Genomic DNA, 20,230 nt, shown 5'->3' on the forward strand with positions numbered 1-20,230 from the left:
GTTAGAAATCACCCAGTCCAGTTTGGACCGCATCATGGCCCTCGTCGATCGGTTTGCTCGCCACGTCGCTGCTCGTCTCGCCCGTCCGCCGATCGGTCTCGGCGGCTGGCGCTGCGGTCGCGATCGCATCGTACACCGCCGCCAGTTCGCGAACGTCGGCCTCGCAGTAGGCTCGGGCCGCACCCCAGTCGATCGCTACCGGTCCCGGCGATTCCATTCCCCGTCGAATGCGACGGGCGAGCGTCGCGCCGTCGAGGGCGTCTGCTTCCCCGTCGCGCTCACACCCGATCGCGCTCGCGACGGTCTCGAGCCGGTTCGTTCGACCTGGCAAACAGGCGTGTTCCCGTCGGACCGCCCAGTCGTAGGCGTCGTATCGAAACACGTCCTCGTACCAGAACTCCGCGTACTCGGGGGCGTAACGACTCACGAATCGATCGAGATGGTTGAAATCGAACTCGTAGCCGTTCCAGGTGACGAGCGCCGGCCGATCGTACTCGGCGGCGAGCCAGTCGAGAAACGCACGGGTTGCCTCGCCGGGAGCCTCGCGCGAAGGCACCGTATCGACGAAGTCGACGTACGTCTCGCGTGCAGGGTCGTAGACTCCGATCAGCCAGATGATCGTCGGCGCGAGCCCGTCGGTCTCGATATCCAGGAAAATCGGGTTACGGGTCGCCGGTGGAACCGGCTCTCCCGTCCGTCGAACCACCCGTCCATCGGTCAGCGCCCGAGCGCTGGTTCGCATTCCACGGGCCGTGGCCGCGCCGACGCCGTGGACCGATCGCAACTCGTCCTCAGAGGCTTCGACGATGGCCTCGCGGTCGTCGTAGCCGGCTTCGCGCAATCGGCGGGCGGTTGTCGATCCCACTCCATCCAGCGCCTGTAGCCCAAAGCGATCGGCGGGAACGGACGAGACGGCCACGTCGCCGTCCGGCCCACAGGTCAGACACGCGATTTCGGGCGCGCCCGATCGGCGGACGGGACCGAGTCCCCGGACCGGGAGTCGGCGGGTCGTCCCGTCGACGGTTGCGTGCCAGACGTGGTCGTACGTTGCCGGGAGAGAGGCCGTGAGAAACGTCGTCGGCGTTTGGGCCAATTTCGTCCCAGCGTTCGCGTCCGTATCCTCCGTTTTCGCCCCCGTCGGCCCCTCCGCGACCGCCGGTAGCGAGCGATCCTGATAGCGAGCGATCGCATCACGACCAGCGAGCGACGCCTCCATGGCGACTTCGTCGGCGCTCGTCGCGATGCTGTCACAGATGACGTAGTCGACTCCTGCCGGAAGGTCCGCGACTGCCTCGAGACGGGTGGCAAATCCGACTGTTACGCCGTCGATCGTGTCCGATCGGACCGGCGCGTCGCCCGGCGCGAACACCGGGCCGTCGAACGCTCGACGGAGACGGCTAACGGTTCGGATGTCAGTGCCGTTGTGAGCGATCGCAACGAGGTCGGGATCGAACACGGAGAGGAAATCGTCCAGTCGCTCGGCGGCGGGAGCACCGCCAGCGGAACTGGTCAGGGTGTCACACCGAACCCCGAGTACAGAGATCCCACCGTGGTCGACAGGCATATCAGTACGATGTGAGAGAGGACCGCAAAGCGTTTGCGGACCACGGCGATCGATTTGAACGCGATTCAACCGGGGTGATAGTGCCACGATCGGACCCGGCGCGTATCGACCGCTCGAGCCGTGCGACCGTCGATGCGAATCTCCACCCAGGGCGGCAATGCGGTGGCGTCGATCGGAACGAGCAAAACCAGGGATCCGTCGCCGGTTTCGATCAGCCGTCGATCCGGCGATCGCTGTCGAATACACAGGTTCCATGCACCCGCCTCGAGTCGGTGGCGGACCTGCCACTCGGTGTAGTACCGACCGTCCGATCCCTCGAACAGGGCGTCGATGGGGAGCGTTACCGCCACGTACTGGTCACCCCGCCTCTCGCTGCGGATTGTCGACCGCATCGTCTGGACATAGTCGATCGAACGAATACGATGTGAGCGGATCGACCTTCGGGTGTACATAGGACTGTTCTATATCGTGACTGTCAGCGGATCGTGAACGTCATGTCGTACCGTGCCAGTGAGAGCGGTCGATCGGAAAAACGCACGGCAGAACGCGGAACGGTCGCAGCGGACTGCAGTGTGCCCGTCCTAACAGAGGGGAAACGGTACAACAGACGATCCGACGCGGCTGAGTGGCGATCGTGCCCGATCAATAAGTGATGATCTCGTAGCCCTCGTCGACGTAGCTGCGGATACTCGGGTGGCCCTCGTGCTCGTCGAGCAGCGTGGCCGGACCGTCCTCAATCTCCTCGGCAACGCCGTAGGCGTTCGCACAGTAGTGACAGGCAAACATTAGATCGGTCACGTCAGCGTACAGCGAGTGGTAGTCGTGATCCTCGTCGCTGAGTTCGGGGATCCACTGCGTTCCCGCTCCGTCGAAGACGACGTCGACGTCGTCACCGGCCTCGTCGAACTCCTGGGTAGTCTGGAGTGCGTTGACGACGCGGCCGAGGTCCGAAGGCGATTCAGTACCGGCGAGAACGACGATAGCTGCGTTTGGCATGCGGATTCCCTTTTGGAGACGACGCGTATGACCCTTCTGCGATCGTGTGTGCGTTCGACACGAGCGACCACACGGTTGTCGGGAGCGGTCGGCGGCGGTCGAACGACACACCGGATTTCCGGTGAAGTCCAGCTCGCTTCGATCGGCGTCCGACCCGTTTCAGTTGGACTCTCACAGGCGTTCAGTAACGCCGTCGGACGCTGCGGTGGAGCCACGGGCTTTTCCGGTCGGGACGCATACTAATTCGGGTAACGTTTTCCGTTTCGGGTACATAGAGCACCTCGCCTTCGATCGGCTGAAGGCGGTCCGACGAGCGGGAACCATTCGGACACACCACCTACCACCTCCCGCGTTCTTCGGATCTGTCGTGGGGACTGTAGAACCTGTAAACAGCCGTGGGGACCGTGGATTTGTGATTGCCGTTCGATCCCAGTCGGAACTACCCCGTCGAATATCAGTACGTGCCGTATTGGCGGAAACACGCTACAAGCGCCCTGTCATGGCTACTATACAGAGCGTTTCAGGTTCGGGACACCGCCGCAGAACCCATATACTGTACGAGAACGTACGAGGCTGTAATGGACGAGTCTTCCTCGACGCGGAGTCAGCCGGGAATCTATACTGCACCCCGGACGGATATCTCCCAAAATCAGGGATCGTTCAGGATTCACTTCAATTTCCCCGGCCGCGCCGTCCCGAATCACGACGATCACGGCTACGGCCCGCTGGCTACGGTCGTCGAGTCGTTCATGGACCCGGGGACGCACATCCGAATGCACCAGCACCGCAACGAAGAAATTATTTCGTGGGTCCCGGACGGGGTAATGCGTCACGACGATCGCCAGGGGAACGAGCTGGTCACGGACCCCGATCACCTGCTGGTGATGAACGCCGGTCGCGGGTTCTGGCACGCCGAGGAGACGTACGCGGACGACCCACCGCTCCGAATGCTCCAGATTTTCGTCCGGCCACACAGTCTGAATCTCGAGCCCGGGATCCAACACGAACCGATTCCCGACCCGCTCCCGAGCGAGTGGCGCTACCTGTTCGGTCCCGAAGGCGGTGATGTACCGCTCTATGTCAGAAACGACGTCCAGTTCTACGACTGCCGACTCGACGCGGGAACGACAACGACGCTACCGACCCGACCGGGGTGGGACACCTACTGCTACGTATTCGACGGCGCAGTCGAAGTCGGCGGCGAGTCGGTCGGAGACACCGAAAGCGCGCTCGTGACCGCCAGTGGCGACGTCCCTGTCACCGCAACTGAAAACTCGATCGTCGTCGCGTTCTGTCTCGATCCCGAGGCACCGATCACTCGCCAGGGGACGATCGGTCGCTGACAACGATTTCGGTCCTCGCGAGACGGCGCGGCACGCGACAGTGCACGACACGTAACGGGTCATCCACCGGTAGCAGTCGCCGGATCGACTCACAGAAGCGATTCGAGTCGTGCAAAAAGCTCGGGACGGGTAACGGAGTCGGTCTGAGCGGAGTCTGCTCCAGTTTCAGACTCTTTGAACCCGGTTCCGGTCGGAATCAGGACTACCGTTTCGTCGTCGTCGATCTCGCCCCGCTCGGATAACCGGGCGACTCCGGCAAGTGGTGTCGCAGACGCGGGTTCGACACAGAGCCCACCCCGCCGGGCGTGTTGGCGCTGTGCGTCGCGGATTTCCCGGTCCGTGACGGAGACCACCGCACCACCGGTCCGGCGAACGGCGGTCAGCGCCCGGCTTCCGCTGGGTGGGTTCGGATTCCCGATCGAGTGAGCGATCGTTTCCCCGATCTCCTCGGGAGGGAGCGGCGAGACCGTCTCCCTGTTCGCCTCGAACGCGCGAGTAATCGGGTCCGATTCGGCGGTCTGGACGAGATACAGACGCGGCATCGTATCAACCACACCGGCGTTCAGGAGGTCGAGAAGTCCCCGCCACACGCCGCTTGCGAACCCGCCCGAGCTAGCTGGGAGCGCGATCGCGTCGGGGGTTTCGGGGGCCATCGACTCGTAGATTTCGAACGCCGCGGTCTTGTAGCCGCTCACTCGCGCCGGGGCGTCGCTGAGCAGAATCGAGATCGGAAGTTCCCGGTTCAATCGCAGTGCGTCGTCGTACAGCCTGCCGTAGTCTCCGTCGACTCGCACGATCGTCGGCTCGTACTGGGCGATCAGTTCCAGCCGAGCGGGCGGAATATCGGCCGGAACGAGCACGACGCAGTGACGGCCGAGGCTGGCTGCGTGGGCGGCGGTGCTCATCGCCATGTTTCCGTAGGATACCGTCCCGACGACGTCGTCGCCTCGCCGGACGACCCGCGAGACGGCGACCGCACTGCCGCGGTCCTTGTACGATCCCGTCGGATTCTCGCCCTCGTCTTTGACGTACACGCGACAACCGGCGACTCGATCGAGCCGCGGGCTTCGAATCAGCGGCGTCCGTCCGGCGGCGGCGGCGATCCCGTCCGATGGTGGACCGGGAAGCAGACTATCGTACCGCCACAGTCCGTCCGCGTCGCAATCGTCTCCGAACTGGAATCCCGACGCGTCAACGGCGAACCAAAGCGGTTCGCCGCAGTCACACCGGACGCGACCGTCATCAGGGTAAGTCGCCGCACACTCGTAACAGGAAAGCGGTGAAGCCATTGGCCGGTCGTTGACCGAGGGTGACCTATACAGTGGCGACTTCTGGCCGTGCCGGAACCGCCCGACACCAGGTCGGTATTTCAGCGTTCCAGACAGTCCGGACCGGCAGTCCCTGATAGGATTATATGCCACGTCGTGGCACGACACACCATGTCGAACTCGAATCGACTCGACGAGATGCGACATCCGGAGGTCGAAGCCTACCTCGACGGAACGGAGACGCCGACAGCCCTGATCCCGGTTGGAACGACGGAACAACACGGCGAACACCTCGCGATGGGGACCGACGCGTTCATTCCGACGGAGATCTGCGAACGGATCGCCGGCGACGTCGACGCGCTCGTCGGGCCACCGATCACCTACGGCGCGTCGGATATGCACGCCGGGTACGAGGGCATCACGTATCTTTCCTACCGGACGCTGGCGACGGTCGTGCGCGATATCGCCTACTCGCTGGCCGAAAGCGGGTTTACCGACGTCGCGTTCATTTCGGGCCATCTCACGAACGACTGGGCGGCGAAAGTCGGGGCCAATCAGGCCACACACGACCTGCCCGAGGAGAACTACGTGTACGCCTTCCCCTACTGGGACGCGCTGAGCGGCGACGACATGGCGGAGTACCTCTCCTTCGACGCCGGATGGCACGCGAACATCGGCGAGACGGCCGCGGTCATGGCGATCGACGAGGACCTCGTCGACCTCGAGAGCACGTCCTTCGACGACCCCGACCTTCCCGAAGACATCGAGAACCCCGCGGCGCTGTTAGACCACCTGCTGATCGGGAAAGGAGCGTACTATCGAGTCAGCGAAACCGGGACGTGGGGCGATCCGAGCGACGCGACCGCCGATCTCGGCGAGGAGTACTTCGAGACGATCACACACGCCGTCGCAGAACTCATCAATACGTTCCAGGACGTCCGAGACGACATCTACCAGCGTGATCGTCCGACCCAGGCACAGGAGCAGTGGTGAGGCCTATCGAGAACGGCTCACTGGTTGCCCGTCCGCCCGCCTCACGGTGACAGAAGCGACCGGGGCTACGGATTTCCGTGTCCCTCCTCGAAGAACTCACCGAGTACCGTTTTGAGTCCTTTCCGGAGGTGCTGGTGCATCGTCGGGGGCGAGATGCCCATCGCCGCGGCGATCTCCTCGCCGGTGCTCTCGCGGGGCCAGTCGAAATAGCCGCTGTAGTAGCCAAGTCGGAGCGTCGTCAGCTGACGATCGGTCAGCCCGTCGAGAATTCGTGTTCGGCGCTCCGCGGCCGTCCGAACCGGTCGATCGATGTCGCGTTTGGCCACCAGATCGGTGTTCTCGTAAACCGCGGTCAGTGCCTCAGCGATGTTGCGAACGTCTGCGTTCTGTGGCACCTCGACTAGAATGGTACCGACGCCGTCCTCGACACTCACGTTCCGGATCGTCGCGCCGTAATTCGCGAGCGTCTGGACGCCGGACTCCGCGTGTCGGAGTTCGATCGTACATCGATCGTCTCCCTCGCGAATGAGGCGACTCTCTTCGACCGAATCGTGGGCCGATGCCGCCTCGAGCACCGCTTCGCTATCGAGGCCCTCGATCGTCACGTACTGAAACGACCGACAGTCCGTCGTCGTTCCGGCCCACTCGAGCGTACAGCGACAGTCGTAGCGCTCGGAGAGGTCGAGTGAGAACGTCTCGCCGCCGTCGATCCGGAATTCGAGTTCCACGACGGTGTCCGCAAAGAGCAGTTGCCGGTTCTTGACCGCTTGCATCGTGAATCCGATCGTCTCACCGAGCAGCTTGAACTCCGCACGTTCGCGTTCTCCGAAGGCATCGTCGCGAGCCGCAAGAACGGCGAGCACGCCGTAAATCGCGTCCTCATAGCTGATGGGGACGGCGATCAGCGACTCCACGGCGTCCGCACTGGCGGCGTCTTGCAACGATGTCGGAAGCGAATCCGCCGTCGATAATCCCGTCGCAGTCGTTACTTCACCTGCGGAGATCACCCGACAAAGCGGCGGTTGCTGGTCCGTCGAGAGGTCTCGAACGCAGTCGAGAACCGTCTCAGCGGTGCCTGATCCGGTTCGGTAGGCGAGTTCTCGATTCCCGGTCCGTTCTGCGATCCACGACCCGCAATACAGCTCTGAGTCGACGAGCTGCGTACAGACCTCGCGCTCGATAGCATCCCGCGTCGGTGCCTCGACGAGCGTTTCGATGACCTCCCGAACGACCGCGTTGATTCTGTTGAGCGTTTCGAGTCGATCGCGGCGGGACCTGAGTTCACGGACGCGACGGGCCCGCTTCGTGTTGTCCCGAGCAAGCCACAACACGGCCCTCGAAGACGATTGTCCGTCCCCAACCGGGAGGACTCGCGCCTCGAAACTGCGTGTTCCATCCATCGTTTCGGCGTCGTACTCGATCCACTGTGCCTCGTCAGAGTCGATCGCCCGGTCGATACACGACTGGAGACGCCCCGCGGTATCCTCGGGGAACGCCTCGTGGATCGTGTTGCCGACGAGGTCTTCGGGGGGAAGTGAATACAGCGCTGTTGCGTTCGGACGGACGCTCACCTCGAGATACGTTCCATCCGCACGAATCAGGAACGCCTCGTCAGGAAGTTCGTCGGCAAAGCGCCGAAGAAGGTTCCACTGCTCGGTTGCGTTGTGCTGTCGGTCCCGTTCCGCTCGCGGTTCGAGAGGCGGTCGAACAGCTGGTTCAATTCGGTCGATCACGTCCGCATCCTCCGGAACGTAGTCGGTCGCACCCGCTCGCAGGGCGGCCGTCGCCACCCGTTCGCTCCCGCATCGAGGGGCGACGACGATCGGAACTGTCGGTCGAGCGGTACGAATCCGCTCGACACCGCGACGGATCGCTGCCGGCTGGTCGAGTGCGACGACGACAGCGGGACCGGAAGTCGACATCGACCCGTCTACACGCTCCGTCGTGCCCGCATTTCGCTCCGTCCCGGACGCGGCGATTGCGGCCTCGATATCGCCAGCGGCAGAAACCACCGTAACGGCCACCGATGGGTCCGCACGAAGCGCAGTATAGAACTCTCGGTTGCACTCTTCGGAATCTGATACGACGACGATTCGCTCGTTTCGAGGGTGTCCTGCCATGAAATCTGCGATCGGTCGAGGGGCGGTTCGCACGCGTCGGTTCGACGACGGGAGGCTCGGCATCGCCGGACGAGTTCGTGGTCTTTTACCAACAGGACGGTTGAAAGTAAAAACCTACTGGTCCGTATGGCCCGGAGGTCGGTGCTGGCCGTACAGTTGTGGCAGTCACTCCGTTACCTCCCAGCAGGTCCGACTGTCAGTAACCCACGACTGAAGTCGTTGGCTTCCTACTCGTATCTGTGTGAGTGGCGATCGTTCTGAGGAACGTCGAACACGAGCGTAAAAAGCGCTAGTAAAAGATGGACGGCGTTGTCGAAGCCAGGTGCACGAGGAGACGGATTGCGGCGAAACGAAGTCGGCCTGAGCGGCCCGCCTTGCGGTCGCACGTATGCGGGTAATTGTCGACGGTTCGACCACCGAGTAAGCGGTCGGACAGTCCCGTCTCGGCTGGTGGAACTAGATTTCACCCTGCTCTTTGAGGTCCTCGATGATGTCGTCGACGAACGTCTCGGGGTCGTCGTAGGGGAAGTCCCCGCCGGACGTTTTGGTGTTGAGTTCCATCGCGGTGACGGAGTAATCACCCGACTCGAACTTCGTTCCCGGCCCGTTTGGCAGCGCCGGCACGAGGTCCATCGGGCTGGAAATCGGGTAGTCTGCACCTTCGAAGGCGTCGATCATCTGCTCTCGGAGTTCGGCTTCGTCTACCATTGCGTCTCGGTGTTACACACGATAAATAATAAATTTGTAGGTAGTTGCAGGTACGACGGCGACCGCTCCGAGCCAATAGTCAGTCGTATTCACTCATTCGGAGCGGGCGAAACTCAGAGTCGACGCATGAATTCCGGGAGAATTCCGCGCTCGGTGGAATCGCCGGCCCCGGTCGGGTTCGCACCCGGCCGATCGACATCGGTCCCGTCGTCGAACGAGGTGGTCGGTTCGTCGAACGCGTCCGGTTCGCTCGCAGCCGCGACAGCTCCGTCAGTCCCATCGGCCGTGTCGGAGCTCTCATCCTCATTGGCGCTCTCGACGGCCTCCTCGAATTCCTCCGGCGAGATTGGTCCGAAATAGTAAGGGTTGGTCGGTTTGAGCGCAGCCATCAGTTGCAAATTCGCGTATCCCGCCAGCACGAGCGCCGGGACGAACAGGACCTCGATCCCAAACAGGATCGGCCCAGCGGTCAGGATCACCAGAAAGGCCGCAAGTGGGGAGTAAACGAAGTAGGCGAGCACCCGAAACCAGTTGTCGACGTACGCGTCGACGACGTACGCGTACACCCCGTAGGCACCGACGACGAGCCCGATATCCGCATACAGTGCGACCAGCAACCCCACATCCCCCGCCACAAGTTTGTGAATCTGGACCGCGATCGCGCCCGTGAGAACGGTCGTCCTGTTGACGTACGTCTCGTCGAGCGCCATCCCGAAGACCAAGACCAGCAGCTGGATCAGCGGCGCTGCGATCCACCACGGGAGCGTACTGAATACGAACAGCGAAACCACGTCGTGCACGGCTTGTCGTCTCAACCACTGCATCCAGCACTCTTCAACGTTCGTTCCGTTTCGAGTCTCGATACGAACGCCGAATACGCTCTTCGTCTGGCGACATCGATCGGTCGGAGCGATCGCAATCCGGAGGACGTATCACGTATCGAATACGTCTCCGAAACAATAATGATGTAGCAGCGACGACTCCTCGATTATGGCGAAAGATACCGTCAGATACCCCGACGACGTCGTCGATCAGATCGACGCCCTCGTCGAAGACGGTATGTTCGAGAGCAAATCCGAGTTCTACCGGTTCTCTGCGGAGTACGTACTCACACTCATCGAATCCGACCACGAGGTGAAGACGTTCAACTTCGAGGAGATCAAGTCCGAACTCGATATCTGCGAGGCAGATCACGCCAGAGCCCTGGGGACCGACGGCGGCACGTTTTTCCTCGACGCCGTTATCACGGTCCGAAAGCAGGGACTGCGCGGCAACTACGAGGCGGCAGAGCGGTTTATCGACACCCACTACGAACCGACCGACCAGGAGTGCATCATCCTCGAAGAGCTGCTCGGAACGTACCGAGACAAATCGATATAGCCCCGTCTATCGGTCGGACTCACCGCGTCGAGTTTCAGGGAAACGGTGCGCTGAGCGCCCCGAGGTCGACGTGCTCACCGACGAGCGCCGCCGCTCGGTCGAACGGCGTTTTGCTCAGCGTGGATGAGATGGTGGCTGCTGTCGCCGGTCGATCGACCCCAGCGCAAGCGGCGACGGCGTCGAGGAAGGGGCCGCGGACGTTCGGGTTGTCGAATACGCCGTGGAGGTACGTTCCGAGGACGATGCCGGTAGCGGCGCTCGAATCCCCGAGGGGCCGACTGACTGGCTCGAGTGCCGTCGTTCGTCCTGCGTGGATTTCGTAGCCCGAGGCGGTCCCGCACGCGCCATCGAGCAGGGGCGTGGCCCCATCGTCGACCGCCACCGTCGTTCGTTCGAGACGCTTGTCCTCCTCGAAACGCGTTTCGACCGGTAGCAGGCCGAATCCCGAAACGGCATCGTCGATACCGATCCCCTCGAGCGTTGCGTTCGTGATGCGTTTGCCGAGCATCTGGTAGCCGCCACAGAGACCGACGATCGGACCGTCGAACGCCGACAGCGCCTCGTCGAAGCCGGCGGCCCGGAGTGCGAGCAAATCGTCCACCGTGTTCTTGGTTCCCGGAATGACGACCGCGTCGGCGTCGACCGTCTCGAGCAGGTCTATTGGCGACGGGGCGTCGATGTCGACCGGAAGGTACGCTACGGAGACGCCAGGTTGTGCCGCGAGGGCCTCGAGATCGGTGGCGTTCGAGATACGGGGGAGTCGCGGAACCGCGATCGTGACGCGCCGATCGGAAGCGATCCGATCGTCGTCACCGACTACGGCTAGCTCGCCGGTCGTAGGAAGGCCGACGCTGTCCTCTTCGGGCAGTCCCGGATCGTCGTAGGGAAGGACGCCGAGGATCGGGACGCCGGTTCGAGACTCGATCTCTTCGATGCCGGGGTTGAGCAGCGACGGATCGCCGCGGAACTTCGTGATGACTGCCCCGACGATTCGCTCCCGGAGATCGTCCGGCACGAGTTCGATCGTTCCGTAAAGGCTGGCGAAGGCACCGCCGCGTTCGATGTCGACCAGTAACAGGATATCGGCGTCGGCAAAGCGAGCCAGTTCGACGTTCGCGAGGTCGCGGTCGTGGAGATTGATCTCAGCGATGCTACCGGCTCCTTCGGCGATGATCGCGTCGTGGTCCGCTGCCAGCCGACGATAGGATTCCTCGGCCGCCGTCAGTGCATCCCCCCAGTGCTCGTCGTAGTAGCGACCGGGCGGGACGTGCTCGCGAGCGATTCCCTGGACGACGAGTTGACTCTCGCCGCCGCCCCGCGGTTTGAGCAAGACGGGGTTGCAGTCGGTCGTCGGCGTCACGCGCGCTGCACGCGCCTGCACAGACTGCGAGACGCCAATCTCGCCCCATCGATCGTCGGCTGTCGACCCAGTGTCACCCACACCTGGGTCAGTCCCACCGCTCGCAACCGCGTCGGGTCGAACGACGACCCGGGCGTTGTTGCTCATATTCTGTGCCTTGTACGGGGCAACAGAGACGCCGCGATCGGACAGGTACCGACAGAGACCGGCGGCGACAGTCGACTTGCCGACGTGACTCGCCGTGCCGGCGACGAGGAAGGTCCGTGTCATCCGGATATCGACTCCTTTCGCCCGCCGGGCCATCGACCTGTCGGTTCCGGGCTGTCGATCGCCAGCAACCGTCGAGGCTAATCCGAGTGAGCGTTACGGTCGACGCTTTCGATGTCGACTTTCTCCTCGGAATGGGGTTCGATATGGCTCAGAATCTCGTGGAGGACGGAGCCGATGGTGTGCCCCCCTCGTCGTGTAAATCGACGCCGCGTTCGTACTCGCGGAAGTCATAGCGGCTGATCTCCTCGTACGCATTTCAGAGTTGTAGACGGTACGAACGTGTGTTCGATCGATCTCCGTCGAAATTCCGGTAAAATTCCGATCCGCCTTGCATACGACGGCTCGATTTGCGTGGTCGACGAGTTCCAGACCGAATCGACGAGGCTCTCGTCGCTCGTGCCGACTGTTCCTGCCCGTACGATCACGGCGGGATCTGCAAGCATGACGTTGCTGTACTGTTGACTCGCAATTGACCTCGCACACACCTACGGGAGCATCACCGAACACGACGTGGCTTGTAATGTTTTGTCGGGTCTCGAGCGGTATCGCCAGTTCGTCATCGAGGTCCGTGACTACCTCGAATCGATCGGGGCATTTGATGAGTGAGAGGGTTGGGAGGTGACGCTCCAGTATGAGAAAATTCGCCGTTTACGGCGAGAATAATCTCACTGGTCTTCTGAACCATTGACTCGGCGAGAGAGCCAGTAGCCGGCACCACCGATGCTGGCCAGCGGGCTAACGATACCCAGGCCCGGGACGGAATCGCCGATAGCCCCGTCGTCTTCTCCGTTCGTGGCTGGTTCAGTATCGTCTGTATCATCCGCAGATGAGCTGTCCTCAGCAGAGTCAGTATCGTCCATGACACCGTTTCCTGACCCGTTCTCGTCCGGGTCACCCACGGTGAACGACGTGGTAATCGAGTCTGTCTCCCCGTCGGCGCCGACAATGGTTAACGTCACCTCGTGCGCTCCAACGTCTTCGGAGGTGTAGCGGATCGACTCTCCTGCTTCCGGGAAGTTCTCGGCCTGTGGCGCGTTCCACTTGAAGGAAGTGCTTGCTCCATCGGAGGGTGATCCGCTGATCGATACCTCCTGCCCAGGATCCGGCTCGAAGGTATCTGCCCAGACAGCCGGTGAGATTTCGCCAGTCTCCCCGCCGTCGGCCCACTCATCATGGTGACCGAGCGTTCCGAGTGCTACTCGTGAATCCTCGCTGGATGCGGTCGTCTCGAGATCGATCGCGTATAGCGTTTCGTCGTGGCAGCCGACATAGACTATTCCGTCGGAGACGACCGGGGTCGAATTGACACCATCGTCAGTCTCGAAGGTCCACTCACGCTCGGCGGTCCACGCGTCCAGCGCGTAGACGACCCCGTCGACGACTGTCGGTGCGGTCCGTGCCCGTTGGTCGGCCTCGTAGGTCCACTCGACGGTCCTGCCGTTTGCAGCCGCGGTCGCAGAGACCGTTCCGGCCATAGAGACACCCGCTATCGCTGCCGCCGTTCCCACACCAGATTTGAGTATGGCCCGTCGAGTTGGACCGAAAATCGGCCGACTGTGGATTCCTTCTGATTCGTCGATCCGCTCCTGAATCTGCGCCCGATTGCCGATCCTCCCTCGAGAATCCGCTGGGCGTTTACCGCTGCCTGCGTGCCGTTTCATATCCACATATTGATTGTTGCATACTTTGCTTTCATCTGAATGGGATGTAATCGACGGACTCACATTGGAGTAATCGAACCGACGAGGTCAACCGTTGCCGACGGATCAGCCGGTTGACGGTCCGTGACTGTTATAGGGTGCGTTTTGCTGCTGGGCTTTCGCATATTCCCGTCCCGATATTGCACCCAGTGTTTAACCCTGTAGAGCAATTCTTTCTAGATAATGGAACGCCTTACCCGACAGAAAGAGCACGACACTGAAACCGAGAACGAAACCACTGGGAAAGAGGGCGTTCGAAGCTGTCCTGAATGTGATTCGACAGCACTCGTGAAAAGTTCAGATGGAAGTGAAATTAGTTGCGAAGACTGTGGTCTCGTCTTGGAAGAGGAGACGATCGATCGAGGGCCAGAGTGGCGGGCGTTCAATGCAGCCGAGCGTGACAACAAATCACGCGTTGGTGCGCCGACGACCCAGACGATGCACGACAAGGGACTGACGACGACGATCGATTGGAAAAACCAAGACGCTTACGGACGATCGCTTTCCTCGGAAAAGCGCAGTCAAATGAATCGACTGCGGAAATGGCAAGAACGAATCCGAACAAAGGACGCTGGCGAGCGAAATCTTCAGTTTGCGCTCTCGGAAACTGATCGGATGGCCTCCGCCCTTGGTGTTCCCCGCTCTGTTCGAGAGGTTGCAAGCGTCCTCTATCGACGCGCGCTCGATGAGGACCTCATCCGGGGACGATCGATCGAAGGTGTTGCTACCAGTACGTTATACGCAGCCTGTCGGATGGAAGGAATCCCACGATCGCTCGATGAAATTGCGGCCGTCTCACGAGTAGACCGGATGGAGATCGGACGAACCTATCGATACATCTCACAGGAACTGAACCTCGAGATGGAGCCTGTCGATCCCAAAAAGTACGTTCCTCGCTTCTGTTCTGAACTCGAACTTCCCGAAGAGGTACAAGCGAAGGCCAACGAAATTATCGACACGACGGCCGAGAAAGGGTTACTGTCGGGCAAATCACCGACTGGGTATGCCGCAGCTGCCATCTATGCGGCTGCCCTCCTCTGTAATAACAAAAAGACGCAGCGAGAAGTCGCTGACGTGGCGCAAGTAACGGAGGTCACAATTCGGAATCGATATCAAGAGCAAATCGCTGCAATGGGGATTCACAGCTAACCCTGACGATCGGGAGCCGATTTACAAGTAGTAGTCTTCACGTTCGAGCACGTCAGCGAAGGCAACGGTTTCTCTGACATCCGTGAGTTCGATCGTCACCCGTTCTCCTCTTTCCATCTCGGAAACGATGGTCACAGATCCTCGTTCGACGCGAGCGATTCCATCACCCTGCTCTCCAATACCCGCGACATCTACAGTGCGGGTTCGCCGTTCGTTACAGGTGCCACCGGACCATCGGTGCAGCGGTCTTCTCGAGTTCGATTCGGAAAGACCCACTGCACCGATGGCTTTGAGCAGTTGCACTCGGGAAGCGGTCGGTGATTCGGACACCCAGAAAGATGAGACGCTGCAGACGCCGATCGGGAACCCGAGACTCACTCCGCAGTCCGATACCGACGTTCCCAGCGCGGTCCGGCGTGGGTCGAGAGCCTGACGCCGAAAATCCCGAACGCGATTCCCGAGATCGCGATCGCAGCACCGGTCGAAACTGTCGGTGGCACGATCACGAAGCCGACGACGAGCGTCGGGACGAGCGGGACGGCGACGCCCACAGTAAACAGCGAGAACCGAACGGCGTCGAAGAGGAACTCGTTTGGGTCGAAGCCAGCGATGTAGACCGTCAACCCGTAGTAGTACAGCGCGTAGCCGGCGAGCACGGTTGCGCCGACGATCGCATCGAGGAGTGACGCCTCGAACCAGAGGACTGCCCCGAGGTAGGGGCCTGCGACCGCTGGCGCGCCGACGAGGACGAACGCGACCCGTTTCGCCCGGAAAACGTCAGTGACGGAGACGGGATACGCGAGGTACGACTCGACCGCGTCAAACTGGGTGAGCCAGTTGTACGTGGTAAAAGCCGACAGGCCGAGCACGCCGCCGAAGAAGATGCCAGGTGCTGGCTCGACGCCGGTAATCGAGTCGACGACCCCGATCAGCGAAGCGACGAGCGCGAACAGAATTCCAGCCGAGACGAGTGGTTTCCAGACACCACCGGACGAACGGGCGAGATCGAGCAGCGTTTTCGTGACGAGGGGGTTTTCGGCCGCGGGAACGACCCTTCGGGTCCTGGCGAAGCCGTCGGTGGCAGTCCGATCGGGGCGGCCGTACGTCGGATCGTAGACGCCGAGAGCGGCGGTCCCAACCACGACGGTTGCAACCGCTAGTCCGCCGGCGATAGCCGGCGAGTCGAGGGGCACGAGGATCGCGCTGGGCTGGCCTAGAGCAACGAAAACGGCGGCTAGAACACCGAGACAGACGACGATCGCCCACGCAGGAACGCCGTGCGTCCGTATCGTAACCAACGCGACGGTCGTGACCATTCCGGTCGCGAAGACGATCGAAAGGGAAGCCCAGAGTGCGCCGACAGTGAGAAGCGACCGTACCGACGAGCCGAACAACGGTGTGACGCCGATCGCCATAGGCAAGACGATGACGACGGCATAGAATAGCCCGTCTTTCAAGAGAAACAACCCGAGCAACTGCCGGCGACCGATCGGGAGCGTCGACGGTGTCGAGAGTACGAGCGAGAGGTCCCCGAAGACGTTCTCGAGCATGTCCGACCCGGCGAACGCAGCCGTCCCGCCGTAGAGACCGAAGCCGGCCGCGAGGAAGTGCAGTCCCGCAAGAACCGTCCTCGTACTCGAACCGTTTGCAACGAGCGCAACGCCACCGAGAGCTGCGAGCACCGCCACGACGGCCGGAAACAACGCGAATCGCCAGCCGCCAAACAACCGAGTGTGCAGCCGCCACTCCTCCCGAAAGAGCACTCGGAGCAGGGTCCGACGAGCGGGCCCGCTGGCCGTCGTCGATCTCCTCATGTGGGCGTACCTGCAGGAACGTCACGAGCAGTTCCATCGCCGACGGCGTCGAGAAAGACCTCGAGCAAAGAGGCGTTCGCGTCGGCTTCGATCGATCGTTCTGCGACGATCTGACCGTCCGCAACGATACCGACTCGCGTACAGATCTCCTCGGCAACGTCGATATCGTGGGTCGAGACGAAAACGGCGTTGTCCCTGGACGCGTAATCGACGAGAAACTCCTTGATTTGCTCCTGGACGAGCGGGTCGAGGTTTGCAAGGGGTTCGTCGATGAAGACGACGTCCGGGTCGTGAACGAACGCCTGGGTGATCATTACCTTCTGCTGTTGGCCCCGCGAGAGATCAGTGGAGAGTGTATCGAGTTTGCTTCGGAAGCCGAGTCGGTCGGCCCAGCGAGCGGTTTGTTCGACCACGTGTTCGGAGTCGAGATTCCGAACCGCACCGACGAACTCGAGGTACTCCCGCGGCGTCAAAAAGCTGGGCGGTGATCCTTGCTCGGGCAGGATGCCGACGCGACGGCGCGTCTCGATCGGCTCCGCGGCTGGGTTCGTCCCGAGGACCCGGACCTCCCCCGCGTCGGGATCGATCTGTCCTGTCAGGATTCGAATTGTGGAAGTTTTTCCAGCACCGTTGGGACCGAGAAAGCCAAACAATTCGCCCCGTCCGACCGAAAACGACATCCCGTTCAGTGCATCCACGGAGCCGAAGGACCGCCGGAGTCCAGTCACGCGTACGACACTCATCAATGGCGGATCATTTCGATCGGTCGGTAATAACTGTGCTGGCGATCGTGTGGCTCAAACCAGACGGCGGGCGCTGGCGGGACATCCAGTCGCCACGGATCGACGCGCGACCGGGAGGTGACCGGGCGACATCCGCCCAACATGGACCCCGGAGTCGGCCCGATCAGTACTCCGTCCCCTGACGCGCCCGCTGGCCGTCCTCGATCGGGTGTTTCACTTTCCGGACGTTCGTGATCAGGTCGGCTCGCTTCGAGAGGTAGTCGGGTTCGGTGTGACTTCCAGAGAGAACGAGTTCGAGCCGATCGGGCGTTGCGTCGATGAGATCGTGTACGTCGGCTTCGCTGACGAGTCCCCGGTCGGCGGCGTACAGCAGTTCGTCGAGAATCAGCATGTGCATCCCCGCCTCGGGGTCGGCGTCGAGCGGAATCGGTCCGTCGAGGGCTGCCTCGTGTGCCGCCGAGAGCAACTCGTGGGCGCGTTCGAGACCAGCCTGAGCCTCCGCCTCGTGGTCCGCCTCCTCGCTGCCGTCGGCCATCCCGTGCCAACCGTAGTGGCCCAGGTTCTCGTAGCTAATCCCCGGCAGGGCTGCGATCGCGTTGTACTCGCCGCGAACGGCATCGACGCTCGATGCGCCGCCTTTCATGAACTGGAGCACGTGGACGCGGTAGCCGTGGCCGGCCGCCCGCATCCCCATGCCGAGCGTCGCCGTCGTCTTTCCCTTCCCGTCGCCCCACCACACCTGAACGAGACCGAACTCGTCGGGTGCGGCCGGTTCGATCGGTTCGGCTTCGGGCGTACGTCCCTTCCCGGGCGTGTTCGCGACCGTCGAGTCGGGCGTCTGGTCGTCGTCCATACCGTGGCCTCGGGGTCGCCACATATGTAGCTACGGCATCCGTCGAGCGCCAACCGGACCGACTCTCCCGACCAAACGTGACTTTAGGCTTCGCTCCTAACGTAGCCCTATCGCATGTCTCTCGAGTTCTCGTCGCCCGACGATACGCCGCCGCTGTGTGACGTTATCAGCGTCCTGGACGATGAGGGTTGTCGTGGCATTATCGCGATACTCGAGGAACCGATGACCGTCCCGGAGATTGCAGAGGCGGCCGATCTCCCGCTTTCGTCGACCTATCGCAAACTCGATCGGCTGACCGACGCACAACTGCTCACCGAAACCGTCGGCGTTCAGCAGGGCCGCCACCACAAATCCCGGTACGTCGTCAATTTCGACCGACTCTCGATCGGTCTCGACGACGATCGAGAGTTTCGCGTCGAGGTCAGCCGATCGACGGACGCTTCCGCCGGCATCTGGTCGGATGCGACCCAGGAGTTCTGAGAGTCTTTATTTTTAGACACGGTAGTGAGGGGAACGCGAAATAAACACGATAGAGAACGGTAGCACGAACCATCACACAGGTTTCGAATGAGATTATCACCCTGCTGATTCCGCAAACCCAGTCTCCAGTAACAGGTATGAATGGATTTCCGTAAATTCAAACTCCCGTGTAGTTCGCTAGTTGCACGTCACATACATACGACCCGAACGGCTAGTTGGGGGTGATGACAGAGCGTGCAACGATCGGCGGCGGTTGCTTCTGGTGTATCGAAGCGGCGTTCAAAGAACTCGACGGCGTCGAGAGCGTCGTCTCGGGATACGCGGGCGGTGACACCGAGAACCCGTCGTACCGCGAGGTCTGTTCCGGGACGACCGGTCACGCCGAAGTCGTTCGCGTGGAATACGACCCCGATGCGATCAGCTACGACGAACTTCTCGAAGTGTTCTTTACCGTTCACGACCCGACACAGCTGAATAGGCAGGGTCCCGACGTGGGCAGTCAGTATCGATCGATCGTCCTTTTCGAGAGCGACGAGCAGCGATCGCAAGCCGAGGCGTACATCGAAGCGCTCGACGAGGAGTACGATGCGGACGTGGTAACCGAACTGGAGCCACTCGAGACGTTCTACCGAGCCGAGGAGAAACATCAGGATTATTTTGAGAAGAACCCGCAGGATGCCTACTGCCGAATGCACGCCGCGCCGAAGGTCGAGAAGGTTCGCGAGAAGTTCGAGTCGAAGGTCGCCCACCCGTAACCCGTCGCCACCGTTTCACCCCACCGACCGGGCGGCGAGAAACGTCGGGACGCGAATCAGTCGGTAGCCCGCCAGATCAGGAGAACACCGCCGTCGAGGCGCTCGACGGTTTCGAGTTCGAGCGTCGGAAACTCGGTCGCGAACCCCTCCCCGTCGGCCAGCGTCGGCGCGTCGCGGCCGCCGATCACCGTCGGTCCGACGAATACTCGGAGTTCGTCGACCAGACCAGCTTCGAATAACGAAAAGATGAGTTCGCCGCCGCCTTCGACCATGATCTGGTCCAGTCCCTCGTTTTGTAACGTTGCGAATGCGTACAGCAGGTCGACGCGATCCTCACCCGCCGTCACCAGTTCCGCTCGATCTGCGAGAGCCAGGCGTCGATCGATCGGCGCGGACTCGCTCACACAGACGTAGGTTGTCGCCGCATCGTCGAGAATCGCCGCGTCGGCTGGCGTCCGTGCCCGTGAGTCGAAAACGACGCGCGCTGGATTCGGCGGTTCCCCGTTCTCGCGTCGCGCTCCCCGGAGGGCTTCGTCTTTGACCGTCAGGTGTGGATCGTCCGCGAGCACGGTGCCGACACCGACGCAGACGGCGTCGCTCTCCGCTCGAAGGCGGTCCACGCGGTCGAAGTCCTCGTCACCACTGATCGCGATCTGTTCGCGGCGACGAGAAGACAGTTTGCCATCCGCGCTCATGGCGGCGTTGACCACGAGGTGCATACTCGTGTTCAAGCG

At 61.9% G+C, this 20,230-nt stretch carries 20 protein-coding genes and 1 pseudogene; 7 read left to right on the top strand and 14 right to left on the bottom strand.

Annotation, left to right across the window (positions count from 1 at the left end; all coding sequences use genetic code 11):
- Position 1: 1 nt before the first annotated feature.
- The 3 genes from AC6I6L_RS09215 to AC6I6L_RS09225 form a co-directional block, all read right to left on the bottom strand.
- Positions 2-1,564 carry a ribonuclease H-like domain-containing protein gene (locus tag AC6I6L_RS09215; RefSeq protein ID WP_497917460.1) on the bottom strand — a complete coding sequence of 521 codons (1,563 nt, stop codon included), beginning with the start codon at positions 1,562-1,564 and terminating at the stop codon, positions 2-4.
- A 65-nt stretch (positions 1,565-1,629) separates the two neighbouring features.
- Entirely contained in the window at positions 1,630-1,956 is a 327-nt protein-coding gene (locus AC6I6L_RS09220) for a hypothetical protein (protein WP_497917461.1), read from the bottom strand.
- A 250-nt stretch (positions 1,957-2,206) separates the two neighbouring features.
- On the bottom strand, positions 2,207-2,560 hold the full coding sequence (locus tag AC6I6L_RS09225) for a DsrE family protein (protein ID WP_497917462.1): 354 nt from the start codon (positions 2,558-2,560) through the stop codon (positions 2,207-2,209).
- 578 nt (positions 2,561-3,138) lie between these two features.
- Between AC6I6L_RS09225 and AC6I6L_RS09230 the strand changes: the two genes are divergently transcribed.
- Complete coding sequence (locus tag AC6I6L_RS09230; RefSeq protein WP_497917463.1) at positions 3,139-3,903, top strand: pirin family protein; 765 nt, start codon at positions 3,139-3,141, stop codon at positions 3,901-3,903.
- A gap of 89 nt (positions 3,904-3,992) precedes the next feature.
- On the opposite strand, the gene AC6I6L_RS09235 is transcribed toward AC6I6L_RS09230, so the two are convergent.
- On the bottom strand, positions 3,993-5,192 hold the full coding sequence (locus tag AC6I6L_RS09235) for a threonine synthase (protein WP_497917464.1): 1,200 nt from the start codon (positions 5,190-5,192) through the stop codon (positions 3,993-3,995).
- Between the two features lie 150 nt (positions 5,193-5,342).
- On the opposite strand from AC6I6L_RS09235, the gene AC6I6L_RS09240 reads away from it, so the two are divergent.
- On the top strand, positions 5,343-6,164 hold the full coding sequence (locus AC6I6L_RS09240; RefSeq protein ID WP_497917465.1) for a creatininase family protein: 822 nt from the start codon (positions 5,343-5,345) through the stop codon (positions 6,162-6,164).
- Between the two features lie 65 nt (positions 6,165-6,229).
- Here the strand turns inward: AC6I6L_RS09240 and AC6I6L_RS09245 are convergent, their stop codons facing one another.
- The 3 genes from AC6I6L_RS09245 to AC6I6L_RS09255 all read right to left on the bottom strand — a co-directional run bounded on the left by AC6I6L_RS09245 (position 6,230) and on the right by AC6I6L_RS09255 (position 9,792).
- Positions 6,230-8,284: a bacterio-opsin activator domain-containing protein gene (locus AC6I6L_RS09245; protein ID WP_497917466.1), complete on the bottom strand. Its 2,055-nt coding sequence runs from the start codon at positions 8,282-8,284 to the stop codon at positions 6,230-6,232.
- 456 nt (positions 8,285-8,740) lie between these two features.
- Positions 8,741-8,992 carry an MTH865 family protein gene (locus AC6I6L_RS09250; RefSeq protein ID WP_497917467.1) on the bottom strand — a complete coding sequence of 84 codons (252 nt, stop codon included), beginning with the start codon at positions 8,990-8,992 and terminating at the stop codon, positions 8,741-8,743.
- Positions 8,993-9,105: 113 nt separating this feature from the next.
- On the bottom strand, positions 9,106-9,792 hold the full coding sequence (locus AC6I6L_RS09255) for a hypothetical protein (RefSeq protein WP_497917468.1): 687 nt from the start codon (positions 9,790-9,792) through the stop codon (positions 9,106-9,108).
- Between the two features lie 190 nt (positions 9,793-9,982).
- Here AC6I6L_RS09255 and AC6I6L_RS09260 point away from each other — a divergent pair, with 190 nt between their 5' ends.
- On the top strand, positions 9,983-10,372 hold the full coding sequence (locus AC6I6L_RS09260; protein ID WP_497917469.1) for a ribbon-helix-helix domain-containing protein: 390 nt from the start codon (positions 9,983-9,985) through the stop codon (positions 10,370-10,372).
- Between the two features lie 34 nt (positions 10,373-10,406).
- Here AC6I6L_RS09260 and AC6I6L_RS09265 read toward each other — a convergent pair whose 3' ends face one another.
- Complete coding sequence (locus AC6I6L_RS09265) at positions 10,407-12,002, bottom strand: cobyric acid synthase (RefSeq protein ID WP_497917470.1); 1,596 nt, start codon at positions 12,000-12,002, stop codon at positions 10,407-10,409.
- A gap of 332 nt (positions 12,003-12,334) precedes the next feature.
- Here AC6I6L_RS09265 and AC6I6L_RS09270 point away from each other — a divergent pair.
- A pseudogene (locus AC6I6L_RS09270) lies at positions 12,335-12,466 on the top strand (SWIM zinc finger family protein); the annotation flags it as partial.
- A gap of 201 nt (positions 12,467-12,667) precedes the next feature.
- On the opposite strand, the gene AC6I6L_RS09275 reads toward AC6I6L_RS09270, so the two are convergent.
- Positions 12,668-13,663 carry an outer membrane protein assembly factor BamB family protein gene (locus tag AC6I6L_RS09275; protein ID WP_497917471.1) on the bottom strand — a complete coding sequence of 332 codons (996 nt, stop codon included), beginning with the start codon at positions 13,661-13,663 and terminating at the stop codon, positions 12,668-12,670.
- Positions 13,664-13,885: 222 nt separating this feature from the next.
- Here AC6I6L_RS09275 and AC6I6L_RS09280 point away from each other — a divergent pair, with 222 nt between their 5' ends.
- Positions 13,886-14,851 (top strand): transcription initiation factor IIB, encoded by a 966-nt coding sequence (locus AC6I6L_RS09280; protein ID WP_497917472.1) that lies wholly within the window; start codon positions 13,886-13,888, stop codon positions 14,849-14,851.
- 21 nt (positions 14,852-14,872) lie between these two features.
- Here AC6I6L_RS09280 and AC6I6L_RS09285 read toward each other — a convergent pair whose 3' ends face one another.
- From AC6I6L_RS09285 to AC6I6L_RS09300, 4 genes are all read right to left on the bottom strand, one after another.
- A complete protein-coding gene (locus AC6I6L_RS09285) occupies positions 14,873-15,229 on the bottom strand; it encodes a TRAM domain-containing protein (RefSeq protein WP_497917473.1) in 357 nt (118 codons plus the stop codon).
- Positions 15,226-16,665, bottom strand: a complete 1,440-nt coding sequence (locus tag AC6I6L_RS09290; protein WP_497917474.1) for a hypothetical protein — start codon at positions 16,663-16,665, stop codon at positions 15,226-15,228. Before AC6I6L_RS09290 ends, AC6I6L_RS09285 begins: the two co-directional genes overlap by 4 nt.
- Positions 16,662-17,408, bottom strand: a complete 747-nt coding sequence (locus tag AC6I6L_RS09295; RefSeq protein WP_497917475.1) for an ABC transporter ATP-binding protein — start codon at positions 17,406-17,408, stop codon at positions 16,662-16,664. Before AC6I6L_RS09295 ends, AC6I6L_RS09290 begins: the two co-directional genes overlap by 4 nt.
- A gap of 163 nt (positions 17,409-17,571) precedes the next feature.
- The gene (locus AC6I6L_RS09300; protein ID WP_497917476.1) at positions 17,572-18,261 is read right to left on the bottom strand and encodes a cob(I)yrinic acid a,c-diamide adenosyltransferase; all 690 of its coding nucleotides are present in this window, start codon (positions 18,259-18,261) and stop codon (positions 17,572-17,574) included.
- A gap of 114 nt (positions 18,262-18,375) precedes the next feature.
- On the opposite strand from AC6I6L_RS09300, the gene AC6I6L_RS09305 reads away from it, so the two are divergent.
- Positions 18,376-18,741, top strand: coding sequence for a helix-turn-helix domain-containing protein (locus AC6I6L_RS09305; RefSeq protein WP_497917477.1), 366 nt, complete (start codon positions 18,376-18,378; stop codon positions 18,739-18,741).
- A gap of 224 nt (positions 18,742-18,965) precedes the next feature.
- Entirely contained in the window at positions 18,966-19,496 is a 531-nt protein-coding gene (msrA, locus tag AC6I6L_RS09310) for a peptide-methionine (S)-S-oxide reductase MsrA (protein WP_497917478.1), read from the top strand.
- A gap of 56 nt (positions 19,497-19,552) precedes the next feature.
- Here the strand turns inward: msrA and AC6I6L_RS09315 are convergent, their stop codons facing one another.
- Positions 19,553-20,215, bottom strand: coding sequence for a 2,5-diamino-6-(ribosylamino)-4(3H)-pyrimidinone 5'-phosphate reductase (locus AC6I6L_RS09315; RefSeq protein WP_497917479.1), 663 nt, complete (start codon positions 20,213-20,215; stop codon positions 19,553-19,555).
- Positions 20,216-20,230 lie beyond the last annotated feature (15 nt).

The organism is Halosolutus sp. DAT137 (genome assembly GCF_059736405.1).